Here is a 16,369-nt window from a genome sequence, read left to right as displayed (position 1 = left end):
GAACGGGAATGCCGTGTTACAGAGCGCCACCTGCGCTTAACAAAACATAACGTCCCGCTGATTGTGCGCGCTTTCCAAAGCTGGCTAGGATTAGTGCGCTGCCTGCCCTGGGCAGCGTCCACCTATAACAAAAAGGGGAAAGGTGTATGAGTGAGCCCGTCATGCGGCGCACCCCGTCCGGCCTCTCCGTGGATAGCCTCCACAAGCCGACGTTCCGCTACCACTCGCCGCTGGCCAAAGCGCTCTCGCTGTTCAGTGTGCTCTCTGTCCTTGCTGTAGCCGCTGCGCCCATTACCGCATCCGCGCTGGCCGCTGATGCACCCGTCCTCTCCATCGAATCGCCCAAGGCCGTAAGCAGCCTGCTGCTCGACGTCGCCCACGCGGGCAAGCGCCTGGTGGCCGTTGGCGACCGTGGCCACATTCTCTATTCCGACGACAACGGCAAGTCCTGGACCCAGGCCAAGGTGCCTACCCGCCAGATGCTCACCGCTGTCTTCTTCATCGATGACAAGAAAGGCTGGGCTGTCGGTCACGACGCGCAGATCCTCGCCAGCGAGGACGGCGGCGCGACCTGGACCCAACAGTTCGAAGACCTGCAACGGGAAGCCCCGCTGCTGGACGTCTGGTTCAAGGACGCCAGCACCGGCTTCGCCGTGGGCGCCTATGGCGCGCTGCTGACCACCCGCGACGGTGGCAAGAACTGGGAAGACGTCAGCGACCGCCTCGACAACGAAGACCAGTACCACCTCAATGCCATCGCCGCCGTGAAGGACTCCGGTCTGTTCGTGGTAGGCGAGGCCGGCAGCATGTTCCGCTCCGCCGACTGGGGCGAGACCTGGGAGCGCCTCGAAGGCCCCTACGAGGGCTCGCTGTTCGGTGCCCTCGGGACCGCCGAGCCGGGCGTCGTGATCGCCTACGGTCTGCGTGGCCACCTGTTCCGTTCCGCGGACTTCGGCAACACCTGGGAAACCGTGCCGCTGAAAGCCGGCAATGGTGAACTGGAGTTCGGCCTGTCCGGCGGCGCCTTGCTGCCCGATGGCAGCCTGGTGGTCGTCGGCCACGGCGGCAGTGTGCTGAAGAGCACCGACAGTGGCCGCAGCTTCACCGTGGTGAACCGCAGCGATCGACTGTCGCTGGCCAGTGTCATCGCCGACGAGAAAGGCAACCTGATCCTGGTGGGACAGGGCGGTGTACGCGTAGCGTCCCCGACCGGCGCCGAGCTGGGCCAACTATAAGAAAAGGCGGAGAGTTTCGATGAGTACCCATCACCAGGACAAGGCGACCTTCCTGGAGCGCCTGATCTTCAACAACCGGCCGGCGGTGATCGTCATCTGCCTGCTGGTCAGTGTCTTCCTCTTCTGGCAGGCCATGCACGTACGGCCGTCCACCAGTTTCGAGAAGATGATTCCGCTGCATCATCCGTACATCCAGAAGATGCTCGAACACCGCAATGACCTGGCCAACCTGGGCAACACCGTGCGTATCTCGGTGGAAGCGGTCAACGGCGACATCTTCAGCAAGGAGTACATGGAGACCCTGCGTCAGATCCACGACGAGGTCTTCTACATTCCTGGCGTCGACCGTTCCGGCCTGAAGTCCCTGTGGAGCCCGAGCGTTCGCTGGACTGAAGTGACCGAGGAAGGCTTCGCCGGCGGCGAGGTCATCCCGCAGACCTACGACGGCTCCGCGGCCAGCCTGGAAGAGCTGCGCAACAACGTGCTCAAGTCCGGCCAGATCGGCCGCCTGGTAGCCAACAACTTCAAGTCCAGCATCGTCGACGTGCCCCTGCTCGAGTCCTACCCGGACCCGAACGACCAGGGCAAGCTGATGAAGCTCGACTACCGCCAGTTCTCCCACGAGCTGGAAGAGAAGATCCGTGACAAGTACCAGGCCCAGAACCCCAACGTGAAAGTCCACGTGGTGGGCTTCGCCAAGAAGGTGGGCGACCTGATCGATGGTTTGATCATGGTGGTGATGTTCTTCGGCATCGCCTTCCTCATCACCCTGGTGCTGCTCTACTGGTTCACCTGGTGTATCCGCAGCACCATCGCCGTGCTCATCACCACGTTGGTGGCGGTGGTCTGGCAGTTGGGCCTGATGCACACCGTGGGCTTCGGTCTCGACCCGTACTCGATGCTGGTGCCGTTCCTGATCTTCGCCATCGGTATTTCTCACGGCGTGCAGAAGATCAACGGTATTGCCCTGCAATCCAGTGATGCCGACAACGCCCTGACGGCAGCCCGGCGCACGTTCCGCCAGCTGTTCCTGCCCGGCATGATCGCGATCCTGGCGGACGCCGTGGGCTTCATCACCCTGCTGATCATCGACATCGGCGTGATCCGCGAGCTGGCCATCGGCGCCTCCATCGGTGTGGCGGTGATCGTCTTCACCAACCTGATCCTGCTGCCGGTTGCCATCTCCTACGTAGGCATCAGCAGTAAGGCCATCGAGCGCAGCAAGAAGGACGCCAAGCGCGACCATCCGTTCTGGCGCCTGCTGTCCAACTTCGCCCACCCGGTTGTAGCGCCGATCTCCGTGGTCATCGCTCTGATCGGCTTCGGTGGCGGCCTGTGGTACGGCCAGAACCTGAAGATCGGCGACCTCGACCAGGGCGCTCCGGAACTGCGTCCGGACTCGCGCTACAACCAGGACAACAACTTCATCATCAACAACTACTCCACCAGCTCTGACGTATTGGTGGTCATGGTCAAGACCGGCCCCGAGGGCTGCTCCACCCATGAGGCCCTGGCGCCGGTGGATGAGCTGATGTGGAAGATGGAGAACACGCCGGGCGTGCAGTCCGCCATCTCCATGGTCACCGTCTCCAAGCAGGTGATCAAAGGGATGAACGAAGGCAACCTGAAGTGGGAAACCCTGTCCCGCAACCAGGACGTGCTGAACAACTCCATCAGCCGCGCTGAAGGCCTGTACAACTCCGACTGCTCGCTGGCACCGGTTCTGGTGTTCCTCAACGATCACAAGGCCGAGACCCTGTCCCGCGCCGTGGCCGTGGTGGAAGAGTTCGCCAAGGAACACGACAAGGACGGCCTGCAGTTCCTCCTGGCCGCCGGTAACGCCGGCATCGAAGCGGCCACCAACGAGGTGATCGCCCAGGCTGAACTGACCATCCTGATCCTGGTGTACATCTGCGTTGCCGTGATGTGCCTGATCACCTTCCGCTCCATTGCCGCGACCCTGTGCATCGTGCTGCCGCTGATCCTCACCTCGGTGCTGGGCAACGCGCTCATGGCCTGGCTGGGTATCGGCGTGAAAGTGGCGACCCTGCCGGTGATCGCGCTGGGTGTGGGTATCGGTGTCGACTACGGCATCTACATCTACAGCCGCCTGGAAAGCTTCCTGCGTGCTGGCCTGCCCCTGCAGGAGGCCTACTACGAGACCCTGAAGTCCACCGGCAAGGCCGTGCTCTTCACCGGCCTCTGCCTGGCCATCGGCGTCGCCACCTGGATCTTCTCGGCCATCAAGTTCCAGGCCGACATGGGGCTGATGCTGACCTTCATGCTCCTCTGGAACATGTTCGGTGCCCTGTGGCTGCTGCCTGCCCTGGCGCGCTTCCTGATCAAGCCTGAGAAACTTGCAGGCAAGGTCGGTGGTTCGCTGCTGGCCCACTGAGCCTGATCGCTTGAAAAAGAACCGCGGCCTTGGCCGCGGTTTTTTTATGGGCGCGAATTGTTGTTGCTACTCGTAGGTTGCGGCTGAGCGCAGCGAAGCCCAACGATCGTAATCGAACCCCCACGTTGGGCCTCGCCAAGCTCGGACCAACCTACGCGTGCCTCATCCCCGCAAGGGAACGCGGCTGCCGGCATTAGGATTACTCGTAGGTTGTGGCAGAGCGCAGCGAAGCCCAACGTAACGGGTTGAACCCCTGCGTTGGGCCTCGCCATACGGCAGGTTGGCGAATGAATTCGCCTTACAGGGAAAGCGAGAAGACCGACCTCTTGCGCGGACTGACCCCCTCTCCCTCTGGGAGAGGGCGGGGGTGAGGGAGGCCTAGTCTGGCTGGAACTTCGGAGGGGAGGCCGGCGGCCTCCTTCGCGAATGAATTCGCCCCCACAGGGACGTGCAAAGCTCAGGCGGAGTGGAGAGGGTCAGCGCGGATACAGCGGCGGCAACTGGCTCGGATCGCCCGTGGTTTGCTGTTCCACCACGAGGGCGGGGAGGGCGCGGATGGCTTTCCACAGGTCTTCACCCTGCCAATGCTGGCCGGCTTCGCTGTAGAGGGCACCGTTGAGCCCGTCCATGGCATCGGACAGCGGGACGAAGCGGGCGGCCATGTCGGCGAGGGTTTCCGGCTGCTGGCGGGCCCAGTTGTCGAGGGCCTGGCGAGTGGCGTGAGAATCGTTGGATTGGCAGGCGCGGCGCAGTTCGTCCAGCAGGGTGCGCGGGCTCGGGCCGGTCTGGACCGTAGGCAGGATCGCCGGTTGGCGGCGTGCGCGCCACCAGAGGCCGAAGCCCAGCAGGGTGGTGCAGGCGAGCAGGGCGCAGGCGAGTTGCCAGGGCCAGAGCCGCGCCAGGACAACCGCATTGCCGACCGCTGTTCCCGCGCTCTGCGCCGGGTTGGCTTCCAGCTCGGGGTTGATGGCGACCTCCAGGGTCCGTGCGGCGATCTCGCTGCGTTCCAGGCGGTTATCCCGGGTGTTCCACCAGGTGATGCTGACCGCCGGCAATTCCAGGCGGCCGTTGGTGGTGGGCACCAGCGCTTCGCGCTCTTCGCGGCTGCCAATGAGCCCGCGCTCGTCGATCTTGTTGCCCAGTTGCGGCTGGTCGGGATAGCGCCGCAGGCCCTGGGCCTGGGTGGCTGGCAGGGGAGGGATCTGCGCGCTGGAAAGGCCTTCGACGTTCAGCATCAGGCTGCGGGTCAGCGAGTCGCCAGTCTGTACGCTGCCGGGGTCCGGGCTCCAGGACTCGGTCAGGACCAGGTTGCGTGCCGGCAGCCACGGCACGTCGGCCGGGTAGTCGGCGGGCTTGGGCAGCACGGTGAGCGGGATGCGCGGCGAGTTCACCCGGGTCTGCTTGCCGGGGCGGGGGCCGAAGGGCTGGTAGCCGGTTTCGCTGGCAGGGTCCACCAGAGTGGCGCTGAACACCTGCGGAGGGATGTTCAGCACACCACTCTTCTGCGGGAAGACCGCATAACGCACCTCGATCACGCCGTGGCGCACGCCGTTGATTTCTTTCTCGTAGGTGCGCGGATCGCCCAGTTGTTCGACGCGGGCGTCGTCCATCTGCAGGGGACTCAGGCTGCTGTCGTCGTAGAGGGAAACCGAGTGGTAGATGCGCAGGGTGAGGATGGCCTGGGCCTGCACGTAGACGTTTTCCTGGTCCAGGCTGGCGTCGATGAACACCGGGGCGAGGTTGCTGCTGCCGGATTTCTCGGACTTCTCGGCCTTCGCCACCTGCAGGGTGATGGGCGCGCTGTGGACGTCCCCCAGCTTCAGCGCCGGAATGGTGACGAAGCCGGTTTGTTTCGGTTGCAGGGTAATGATCCAGCGGGTGGCTCGGTCGTTCTTGCCGTTGAGGGTGCTGAGCTGGTTGATCTGACGGGTGCCGAGCACCTCGAAGGTGGCGTCCAGCGGCGTCAGGTCAGGCTTGCCGAACAGGGTCGGGTCGGAGGATTCGAGGGTCAGCTCGACGGTCTCGCCCTCACTCAGCCGCGTCCGGTCGACGTTGGCGGAAAAGCCGGCGGCCTGGACGGCCAACGCCAGCAGGCTGAGGAGAAGGGTGCATAGCAGGCGCGTCATTACTGTTCTTCCTGGCGCTGTTGCTGTTCATACCAGAACTTGCGGCGCAGCAGTTCGGCGGGGTCGTCCGGAATCTGCCGCAGCCATTGTTCGAGGGCCTGGCGACGCTCTTCGCCCAGGGGTTCGGCACTGGCGGTCTGGGCCTGGGCGGCATTCGTAGGTGTAGCTTCTTCGGCGGTGCCGCCGGTGGCGGAACGAGTCTGGCCGCCCGGCTGGGTTTCGCCGCTGCCTTGCTGCGGAGCCTTGTTGTCCGCGTCCTGCTCACCGGACTGGGTGTGCGCTGCGTTCTGCTCGCCGGTCTGTCCAGCCTGTTGTTGCTCACTGCCTTGCTGGTCAGGGTCGTTGCTACTGGCTTCGGCCTCGCGCTGTCGCAACAGTTCCTCCACCAGTGCCTTGTTCTTCTTTGCCGCAGACAGGTCGGGCTGGCGTTGCAGCGCGGAATCGTAGGCGTCGATCGCAGCTTCCAGCTCCCCTGCCTGGGCCAGGGCATTGCCGCGGTTGTAGTGGTCCGTCGCGTTGTCACCCTGGGCGAAGCGAGCGGCGGCCTCGGCATAATCGCCGGCCTGGTAGAGCGCCATGCCTTGCCAGCGTGGATCGTTGAAATGCAGGGCCGCCTCGGCAGGCTGCTGGGCTTGCAGCAGGCGCTGGCCCTGCTGGTCCGGGCGTAGCCAGAGGTCCTCGAAATCCATGGCCAGGCTGGGGCGCGGCAGTACCAGCAACAGCGGCAGGCAGAACAGCCAGCCTCGGCGCCCGGCACAGGCTGCGATCAGCAACAGGGGGAGCAGCAGCCAGTGGCCCTGGTCGGCCCAGGCCGCCAGGCGGGCAATTTCGCCGGTGTCGCGCAGGCTACCGGGACCATCGAGCAAGCCCAGATTGCGCAGGTCGTCCTCATCGAGCTGGACACTGCTGTAGCGGCCGCCCAGCTCGGCGGCGAATCGGCGCAGCTGGCCACTGTCGAGCTTGGGCAGGAGGATGGCGCCGTGGTCGTCCTTGAGGAAGCCGCCATCCTCCTGGGCGATGGGGGCGCCCGCCGCCGTGCCGATACCGAGGATGGCCAGACGCTCCGAGCGGGACCCGAGGGCTTTGCGGATACCGGTCTGTTCCTGTTCGTCGAGGCCACTGGTAATCAGCAGCAGGCGGCCCTGACCCTGGGCCCCCTGTTCCAGCAACTTGAGGGCCCTGGCGACGGCCAGGTCGGCGCGGTGCCCCTTCTCCGGCATGATCGAGGGCTTCAGGGCGTCGATCAGGTTGAGGCTGGTCATCAGGTCGTCGGACAGCGGCACCAGGCTGTGGGCGCTGCCGGCGTAGACGATGATTGCTGTCTGCGCGTCGCGACGGGCGTCCAGCAGGTCGCGCAGCTTGCGCTTGGCCTGCTCCAGGCGGCTCGGTGCGATATCGGTGGCAAGCATCGATGGCGTCAGCTCCAGCATCACCACCAGCGGGTCGGCACGTTTCTGCGTGCTTTGTTCCATCAGTTGCCAGCTGGGCCCCAGCAGCGCCACCAGACACAGCATCCAGGCCAGGCCGAGGGCCAGCCAGGGCAAGCGGTTGTTGCCCAGGCGGCCGCCGCTGAGCAGCCAGGGCTGGAAGGCCCGGGGCAGCAGTTGCTCCCAGCGTCCGCTGCGGCGTTCACGGTGCCAGAGTTGCCAGAGCAGCCAGCCCAACAGGGGCAGCAGAAGCAACCAGACAGGGCGCAGCCAGTGGGGCCAGAGCTCCATCATGTGCGCCTCCGCAGCCACTGCGGCCGCTGCTGCTGGGCGTGGGGCCAGAGCACGCGGCAGACCAGCGCGATGCTCAGCAACAGGGCACCCGCCAGGGGCCAGCTGTAGAGGGAGTAGGCCGGGCGTGCCTGGCTGGCGCGTTGGGTCACCGGTTCAAGGTGGTCGAGGCTTTGCTCGATCTGTTCCAGTTCCTGGCTGCTGCGCGCGCGGAAGTACTGGCCGCCCGTCTGTTCGGCGATGGCGGTCAGGGTGGGTTCGTCGAGGTCCATGCTGGGGTTGAGCCCGAGGATGCCGAGCACGTCGCTCTGCTCCGGATCGGCGCCGATACCGATGGTGTAGATCTTCACCTGCTCCTCGGCCGCCAGGCGCGCGGCGGTCAGCGGGTCGATCTCGCCGCCGGTATTGGCACCGTCGGTGATCAGGACCAGTACGCGGCTGTTGGCGGGGCGCTGGCGCAGGCGTTTCACTGCCAGGCCGATGGCGTCGCCGATGGCGGTGTTCTTGCCGGCGATGCCGATCAGGGCTTCATCCAGCCAGGTGCGCACGGTTTCGCGGTCGAATGTCAGCGGCGCCTGCACGTAGGCCTGGCTGCCGAACAGGATGAGGCCGATGCGATCGCCGCGGCGACCGTCGATGAACTCGCCCATCAAGTGCTTCACCAGCGTCAGCCGGCTGACGTCTTCTTCTTCCCACTTCATGTCGGCGTAGTCCATGGAACCGGACACATCCACCGCCAGCAGCAGGTCGCGACCGCTGATAGGAATCGGCTGCGGCTCGCCGACCCATTCCGGGCGGGCGGCAGCGCAGAGCAGCAATAGCCAGAGCAGAACGAAGGGGGCCTGCTGGCGCCAGGCTGGCAGGTTGGCACGGGCGCGCCGGCCGATCAGGCCTTCGAGGTCGGCGAGGAAGCTCACCTTGAGCGCCGCGTCGCCGCTGTCCGCCGGCGGCAGCAGTACCCGCAGCACCCAGGGCAGCGGGGCGAGGATGAAGATCCAGGGCCAGGCGAACTCAAACATGCTTGCGGATCCAGGTCTCGACGGACTGGTAGAGGCCGGCGATGGCCTTGTCATCCAGTTTGCACTGCGGGCGATAGGCGCCTTCGACCAGGATCATCCAGCGGGTCAGGCCAGCGGCCGGGCAGCGGTTGTCGAGGTAGGCCAGCCAGGCGCGGCCGCTCAGGGTGTGGCTGTGATCTCCGGGGTAATGCATGCGGCATAGACGCTTGAGCAGTCCGTTGAGCTCCTGCAACCAGGGGCCGGCCGGCGCACTGTCATAGGGTTTGGGCAGGCGCGACAGTTCTTCCAGCGCAGCCTGGCGCGCCGGGTCCAGCGGTTGTTCGGTTTCCACGGCATCCTGCCGCATTTGCCGCTGCCACCAGTGCCACAGGCCCCAGCCCAGCAACCCGAGCAGCGGTGGCAGGCACCACCAGCCGGGAGCGGGGGGCCACCACGATATGGCGGCCGGGGCGATGAGCGGCTCCAGCCCATCCAGAGGGTTCATCGCGCACCCCGGTGCTGCAGGTAGTCGCGCAGTTGCTCGATCATGCCTTCCTGGGTCGACAGCGGCAGCAGCAGGACGCCGAGGCGCTGGGCCAGGCGTTCCCAGCGTGCGACGCGGGCTTCGCCCTGTTCGCGGTAGGCCTGGCGCAGGTCCGCCGCGTGGGTGTCCAACTCCAGTTGGGCGCCCTGCTCGGCGAAGCGCAACAGGCCGGCTGCAGGCAGGGCGTGGTCCAGTGGGTCGGAAACCGGCATGAGGATCAGGTCGGTATGGCGGGCGAGCAGGGCGATCTGTTGTTCGGCGGTATCGGACAGCGCGCGTTCGTCGCAGAGAATCACCACCAGGCTGCCCGGACGCAGCACCTCGCGGGCGCGGCGCAGGGCCAGGCTGAAGCCCTCGCGCTGTGAGCTGCCCGGGCTGCCGAGGGCCTGGTTGGCGCGGGCCAGGCGGCTGAGCAGTTGCAGCAGGCTCTGCTTGCTGCGCCGCGGCTTGATTTCGTGGTGGTCATGGTCGCTGAACACCAGGCCGCCGACCCGGTCGTTGTGGGCCAGCGCCGCCCAGCCAATGAGGCTGGCGGCTTGGGCGGCGAGCACCGACTTGAATACCAGCCCGGTGCCGAAGAACAGACGCTGGGTCTGTTCGACCATGATGAACACCGGCCGCTCACGTTCTTCGTGGAACAGCTTGGTATGGGGTTCCTGGGTGCGTGCGGTGACACGCCAGTCGATGGTGCGGACGTCGTCGCCGGCCTGGTAGATGCGCACCTGGTCGAAATCCACGCCACGGCCACGCAGCTTGGAATGGTGCAGGCCGATCAGCGGGCTGCGGCGCGCGGGGCTGGAGAACAACTGCACCTCCCGGACCCGGTGGCGCATGTCGATCAGCTCGGCCAGGTCCACGTGCACGCCTTCCGCGCTGGCGGCCGGCGGGGCATCGCCGGGCGTCGCCGGGCGGCGCTTCCTGACCCGGAACTTCCAGGCCGCCGCTTTCAGGCGCATCAGGCCACCGCTACCACATCCAGGATGCGCTGGATCACCCGGTCCTGGTCGATACCGGCAGCTTCTGCTTCGAACGAGAGAATAATGCGATGGCGTAGCACGTCGAAGAGCACCGCCTGGATGTCTTCCGGGCTGACGAAGTCGCGACCGGCCATCCAGGCATGGGCGCGAGCACAGCGGTCGAGGGCGATGGAGCCGCGCGGGCTGGCGCCCCAGGCCAGCCACTCGGCCAGCTCGGGGTCGAACTTGGCCGGGGTGCGGGTGGCCATGACCAGGTGCACCAGGTACTCCTCCACCGCGTCGGCCATGTAGAGCCCGAGGATTTCCTTGCGCGCGGCGAAGATCGCCTGCTGGCTGACCTGATGCTCGGCCTTGGTTTCGCCGTGCAGCGCTTCGCCCCGCGCCTGCTGGAGGATCTTGCGTTCCACCGAGGCATCCGGGAAACCGATGCGCACGTGCATCAGAAAACGGTCGAGTTGGGCTTCAGGCAGGGGGTAGGTGCCTTCCTGTTCAATGGGGTTCTGGGTCGCCATCACCAGGAACAGCGGCGGCAGGTCGTAGGTCGAGCGGCCGATGGACACCTGGCGCTCGGCCATGGCCTCCAGCAGCGCCGACTGCACCTTCGCCGGTGCGCGGTTGATCTCGTCGGCCAGCACCAGGTTGTGGAAGATCGGTCCCTGCTGGAAGACGAAACTGCCGTTTTCCGGGCGGTAGATCTCGGTGCCGGTAATGTCCGCCGGCAGCAGGTCCGGGGTGAACTGGATGCGATGGAACTCGGCTTCCACACCGTCCGCCAGGTCCTTGATGGCCTTGGTCTTGGCCAGGCCGGGCGCGCCCTCCACCAGCAGGTGGCCGTCGGCTAGCAGCGCGATCAGCAGGCGATCGATGAGTTTTTCCTGGCCGAGAATCTGGGTGGAAAGGAAGTTACGCAGGGCGACTAGCGCTTCACGGTGTTCCATCGATGGGCTCGTTGAACTGGGGAAAAGAGAGCTGTAAGCCCTCAGGTGATGACGCATAACTTTAATCCAGACCAGGGGAGGCGGCCTAGAAGAGCCTGAATTCAGGCGATGGTTCCGTGACGCGGGCGAATATTCGTGGGCGTTGCGCGGCCCATTCCTACACCTTCGGGTCGAGAGTACGGCATTGGTAAAAGCGGACTCTGATTGAACGAATATGTCGCAGCGCCGTAAGCGTCCCGCATTGCTCCCTCGTTAAGCTTTCGCGGCAATGGTGACCGCCGGGTCGCAGTTGTCCCCCGGCGTTCTCCCGGAGCAGGGTCACACTGCCCGGATCGACCTGTGGCCCTTCCTCCGCACGTAGGCGTTCTACGCTTAATTCCAACGAAACGAGCCCAGCGGAGCACAACCATGACGTCCTTCACCGCAGCCAGCAAAGCCGACTTCCAGCACCAACTGCAAGCGGCCCTGGCGCAGCACGTCAGCGAAAAGGCGTTGCCACAAGTAGCCCTGTTCGCCGAGCAATTCTTCGGCATCATCGCGCTCGACGAACTGACCCAGCGCCGGCTGTCCGACCTTGTCGGCTGCACCCTCTCGTCCTGGCGCCTGCTGGAGCGCTTCGACCCCGCCAACCCTGAAGTGCGGGTGTTCAACCCCGACTACGAGAAGCACGGTTGGCAATCCACCCACACCGCCGTGGAAGTGCTGCACCCGGACATCCCGTTCCTCGTCGACTCGGTACGCATGGAGCTGAACCGCCGCGGCTACAGCATCCACACCCTGCAGAACAACGTCATCAGCGTGCGCCGCAATGCCAAGGGCGACCTGGTGGAAGTCCTGCCCAAGGGCAGCCAGGGCAAGGACGTGCGCCAGGAATCGATGATGTTCCTGGAGATCGACCGCTGCGCCAACAACGGCGCCATGAAGACCCTAGAAAAGGCCCTGCTGGAAGTGCTGGGCGATGTCCGCGTGGCCGTGGCCGATTTCAAGCCGATGAAGGCCAAGGCCCAGGAACTGCTGGCCTGGCTGGACAAGGCCAAGCTCAAGGTCGATGGCGAAGAGCTGGCCGAAGTGAAGGTGTTCATGGACTGGTTGCTGGACGACCACTTCACTTTCCTGGGTTATGAAGAATTCACCGTGGCCGACGAGAAGAGCGGCGGCCACCTGGTCTACGACGAGAAATCCCTGCTGGGTGTCTCCAGGCTGCGTCGCGCCGGCCTGAAGAAGGAAGAGCTGCATATCGAGACCGAGGCCCTGGAGTATCTGCGCGGGCCGATGCTGCTGTCCTTCGCCAAGGCCGCCGAGCCGAGCCGCGTGCACCGTCCGGCCTACCCGGACTTCGTGTCCATCCGCGAACTGGATGCCAAGGGCAAGGTGATCAAGGAGTGCCGCTTCATGGGCCTCTACACCTCGGCCGTGTACGCCGAAAGCGTCGGCCGCATCCCCTACATCCGCCGCAAGGTGGCCGAGATCCAGCGCCGCTCCGGCTTCGATGCCAAGGCCCACCTGGGCAAGGAACTGGCCCAGGTACTGGAAGTGCTGCCGCGCGACGACCTGTTCCAGACCCCGGTGGACGATCTGTTCACCACGGCCATGTCCATCGTGCAGATGCAGGAACGCAACAAGATCCGCCTGTTCCTGCGCCGCGATCCCTATGGCCGCTTCGCTTACGCCCTGGCTTATGTCCCGCGTGACGTCTACTCCACCGAGACCCGCCTGAAGATCCAGCAGATCCTGATGGAGCGCCTGCAGGCCAGTGACTGCGAGTTCTGGACCTTCTTCTCCGAGTCCGTGCTGGCTCGGGTGCAGTTCATCCTGCGCCTGGACCCGAAGAACAAGCTGCACGTCGATACGGCGATGCTGGAGAAGGAAGTCATCCAGGCCTGCCGTTCCTGGAAGGACGACTACGCCAGCCTGATCAACGAAAGCTTCGGCGAAGGGCAGGGCACCCGCGTGCTGGCCGACTTCCCGAAAGGCTTCCCGGCCGGCTATCGCGAGCGCTTCGCCCCGCACTCGGCGGTGGTGGACATGCAGCACCTGTACAGCCTGTCCGACGAGCGTCCGCTGGTGATGAGCTTCTACCAGCCGCTGGCCCAGGGTGAGCAGCAGCTGCATTGCAAGCTGTACCACGCGGACAACCCGCTGGCGCTGTCCGATGTGCTGCCGATCCTGGAGAACCTCGGCCTGCGCGTGCTGGGCGAGTTCCCCTACCGCCTGGTGCGCCAGGACGGTCGCCAGTACTGGATCCACGACTTCGCCTTCACCAGCGCCCTGGGCGATGAAGTCGATATCCAGGAACTCAACGACACCCTGCAGGACGCCTTCGTGCATATCGTCGGCGGCCATGCCGAGAACGATGCCTTCAACCGCCTGGTGCTGACCGCCGCCATGCCCTGGCGCGATGTGGCCCTGCTGCGTGCGTACGCGCGTTACCTGAAGCAGATTCGCCTCGGCTTCGACCTGTCCTACATCGCCAGCACCCTGCTGAACCACGCCAACATCGCCAAGGAACTGGTGCGCCTGTTCAAGACCCGCTTCTACCTGGCGCGCAAGATGGCGGCGGTCGACCTTGACGACAAGCAGCAGAAGCTGGAGCAGGCCATCCTCGGTGAGCTGGACAATGTCGCGGTGCTCAACGAAGACCGCATCCTGCGTCGCTACCTGGACCTGATCAAGGCGACCCTGCGCACCAACTTCTACCAGCCCGACGCGGCTGGCCAGAACAAGTCCTACTTCAGCTTCAAGCTGAGTCCGCGCCTGATTCCGGAAATTCCGCGTCCGGTGCCCAAGTTCGAAATCTTCGTCTACTGCCCGCGCGTAGAGGGCGTGCACCTGCGCTTCGGCGACGTGGCGCGCGGCGGCCTGCGCTGGTCCGACCGTGAAGAAGACTTCCGTACCGAAGTGCTGGGCCTGGTGAAGGCGCAGCAGGTGAAGAACGCCGTGATCGTGCCCATGGGCGCCAAGGGCGGCTTCATCCCGCGTCGCCTGCCGGTGGGCGGCAGCCGTGACGATATCCAGGCCGAGGCCATCGCCTGCTATCGCATCTTCATTTCCGGCCTGCTGGACGTCACCGACAACCTCAAGGAAGGCAAGGTGGTGCCGCCGGCCAACGTGGTGCGCCATGACGTCGACGACCCCTATCTGGTGGTGGCGGCCGACAAGGGCACCGCGACCTTCTCCGACATCGCCAACGGCATTGCCCAGGAATACGGCTTCTGGCTGGGCGACGCCTTCGCCTCCGGCGGTTCGGCCGGCTACGACCACAAGGGCATGGGCATCACCGCCAAGGGTGGCTGGGTATCGGTGCAGCGTCACTTCCGTGAGCGCGGCATCGATGTGCAGAAGGACAACTTCACCGTGATCGGCATCGGCGACATGGCCGGCGACGTGTTCGGCAACGGCCTGCTGCTGTCGGACAAGCTGCAACTGGTGGCTGCCTTCAACCACATGCACATCTTCATCGACCCGAACCCGGACGCGGCTTCCAGCTTCGTCGAGCGCCAGCGCATGTTCGAGCTGCCGCGTTCTTCCTGGGCCGACTACGACACCAAGCTGATCTCCGAAGGCGGCGGCATCTTCCTGCGCAGTGCCAAGAGCATCGCCATCAGCCCGCAGATGCAGCAGCGCTTCGAGATCGAAGCCGACAAGCTGACCCCCACCGAACTGCTGAATGCCCTGCTGAAGGCGCCGGTCGACCTGCTCTGGAACGGCGGCATCGGCACCTACGTCAAGGCCAGTAGCGAAAGCCACGCCGACGTGGGCGACAAGGCCAACGACGCCCTGCGCGTGGACGGCCGTGAACTGCGCGCCAAGGTGGTGGGCGAGGGCGGTAACCTCGGCATGACCCAGCTGGGCCGCGTCGAGTACGGCCTCAACGGCGGCGCCAGCAACACCGACTTCATCGACAACGCCGGCGGTGTGGACTGCTCGGACCATGAGGTCAACATCAAGATCCTGCTCAACGAGATCGTTGCCAATGGCGACATGACCGGCAAACAGCGCAACAAGCTGCTGGCCGAGATGACCGATGACGTGGGCAACCTGGTGCTGGGCAACAACTACAAGCAGACCCAGGCGCTCTCCCTGGCACAGCGCCGCGCTCGCGAGAAGATCGGCGAGTACAAGCGCCTGATGACCGCCCTGGAAGCGGCCGGCAAGCTGGACCGTGGCCTGGAGTTCCTGCCCGCAGACGAAGAGCTGAACGAGCGCATCGCCAATGGCCAGGGCCTGACCCGCCCCGAGCTGTCGGTGCTGATCTCCTACAGCAAGATCGACCTCAAGGAGTCGCTGCTCAAATCCCTGGTGCCGGACGACGACTACCTGGCCCAGGAAATGGAAACCGCCTTCCCGGCACGCCTGGCCGAGACCTTCGGCGAGTCCATGCGTCGCCACCGCCTGAAGCGCGAAATCATCAGCACCCAGATCGCCAACGACCTGGTCAACCACATGGGCATCACCTTTGTGCAGCGCCTGAAGGAGTCCACTGGCATGAGTGCGGCCAATGTGGCGGGCGCCTATGTGGTGGTGCGCGATGTGTTCCGCCTGCCGCACTGGTGGAAGCAGATCGAGGCCCTGGACTACAAGGTGCCGGCCGAGCTGCAGCTGACCCTGATGGATGAGCTGATGCGCCTGGGCCGCCGTGCTACTCGCTGGTTCCTGCGTAGCCGTCGCGAAGACCAGAACGCCGCCCGTGACGTAAACCACTTCCTCCCGCGCGTGGAGGCCCTGGCCGGCCGCCTGGACGAGCTGCTGGAAGGCCCGTCCCGCGAGCAGTGGCTGGCGCGCTACCAGTCCTACGTCGAGGCCGGCGCCCCCGAGGACCTGGCTCGTGTCGTGGCTGGCACCAGCCACCTCTACACGCTGCTGCCGATCATCGAGGCGTCGGACGTCACCGGCAAGGACACCGCCGAAGTCGCCACCGCCTACTTCGCCGTCGGCGGCGCGCTGGACCTGTCCTGGTACCTGCAGCAGATCACCAGCCTGCCGGTGGAAAGCAACTGGCAAGCGCTGGCGCGGGAAGCCTTCCGCGACGACCTGGACTGGCAGCAGCGGGCGATTACCGTCTCTGTCCTGCAGATGAACGAAGGTCCGGCGGATGTCGAGGAGCGCGTAGCGCTGTGGCTGGACCAGCACCGTGCCCTGGTGGACCGCTGGAAGGCCATGCTGATCGAACTGCGCGCCTCTACCGCCACTGACTACGCCATGTACGCAGTGGCCAACCGCGAGCTCATGGACCTGGCCCAGAGCGGCCAGCACGGCGTATGCATTCCCTGATGCCCGTGATGTCGTAAGTTTTTAGTGCTCTAGCCCCGCTCCGGCGGGGCTTTTTTTGGTCTGGAGAATGGGGCACCAGCTTTATGCAGGGGAGTCGGGGATGAATCGGTGCGCGCAGCGCGCCCTACTGTCGGGGCGGTAGGGTGCGTCGTGCGCACCGGCTCTGA

At 65.3% G+C, this 16,369-nt stretch carries 9 protein-coding genes; 3 read left to right on the top strand and 6 right to left on the bottom strand.

What is annotated here, in order from left to right:
- Positions 1–146 precede the first annotated feature (146 nt).
- Positions 147–1,235, top strand: a complete 1,089-nt coding sequence (locus E8F06_RS26070; protein ID WP_280372133.1) for a YCF48-related protein — start codon at positions 147–149, stop codon at positions 1,233–1,235.
- A gap of 19 nt (positions 1,236–1,254) precedes the next feature.
- Entirely contained in the window at positions 1,255–3,630 is a 2,376-nt protein-coding gene (locus E8F06_RS26065; protein ID WP_280372132.1) for an RND family transporter, read from the top strand.
- A gap of 476 nt (positions 3,631–4,106) precedes the next feature.
- On the opposite strand, the gene E8F06_RS26060 is transcribed toward E8F06_RS26065, so the two are convergent.
- From E8F06_RS26060 to E8F06_RS26035, 6 genes are all read right to left on the bottom strand, one after another.
- A complete protein-coding gene (locus tag E8F06_RS26060) occupies positions 4,107–5,756 on the bottom strand; it encodes a BatD family protein (protein ID WP_280372131.1) in 1,650 nt (549 codons plus the stop codon).
- Positions 5,756–7,477, bottom strand: coding sequence for a VWA domain-containing protein (locus E8F06_RS26055; protein ID WP_280372130.1), 1,722 nt, complete (start codon positions 7,475–7,477; stop codon positions 5,756–5,758). The genes E8F06_RS26060 and E8F06_RS26055 overlap by 1 nt, the downstream gene beginning before the upstream one ends.
- A complete protein-coding gene (locus E8F06_RS26050; protein ID WP_280372129.1) occupies positions 7,474–8,493 on the bottom strand; it encodes a VWA domain-containing protein in 1,020 nt (339 codons plus the stop codon). The genes E8F06_RS26055 and E8F06_RS26050 overlap by 4 nt, the downstream gene beginning before the upstream one ends.
- The gene (locus E8F06_RS26045) at positions 8,486–8,977 is read right to left on the bottom strand and encodes a DUF4381 domain-containing protein (protein ID WP_280372128.1); all 492 of its coding nucleotides are present in this window, start codon (positions 8,975–8,977) and stop codon (positions 8,486–8,488) included. Before E8F06_RS26045 ends, E8F06_RS26050 begins: the two co-directional genes overlap by 8 nt.
- Positions 8,974–9,849: a DUF58 domain-containing protein gene (locus E8F06_RS26040; protein ID WP_280372166.1), complete on the bottom strand. Its 876-nt coding sequence runs from the start codon at positions 9,847–9,849 to the stop codon at positions 8,974–8,976. Before E8F06_RS26040 ends, E8F06_RS26045 begins: the two co-directional genes overlap by 4 nt.
- A 122-nt stretch (positions 9,850–9,971) precedes the next feature.
- Entirely contained in the window at positions 9,972–10,931 is a 960-nt protein-coding gene (locus E8F06_RS26035) for a MoxR family ATPase (RefSeq protein ID WP_280372127.1), read from the bottom strand.
- A gap of 408 nt (positions 10,932–11,339) precedes the next feature.
- Here E8F06_RS26035 and E8F06_RS26030 point away from each other — a divergent pair, with 408 nt between their 5' ends.
- Complete coding sequence (locus E8F06_RS26030; RefSeq protein WP_280372126.1) at positions 11,340–16,202, top strand: NAD-glutamate dehydrogenase; 4,863 nt, start codon at positions 11,340–11,342, stop codon at positions 16,200–16,202.
- Positions 16,203–16,369: the final 167 nt, after the last annotated feature.

The organism is Pseudomonas sp. BN411, from assembly GCF_029871235.1.
Classification (GTDB): domain Bacteria; phylum Pseudomonadota; class Gammaproteobacteria; order Pseudomonadales; family Pseudomonadaceae; genus Metapseudomonas.
The sequence above is the reverse complement of the archived record's forward strand: the minus strand, read 5'-3'. Positions and strand labels throughout refer to the sequence as shown.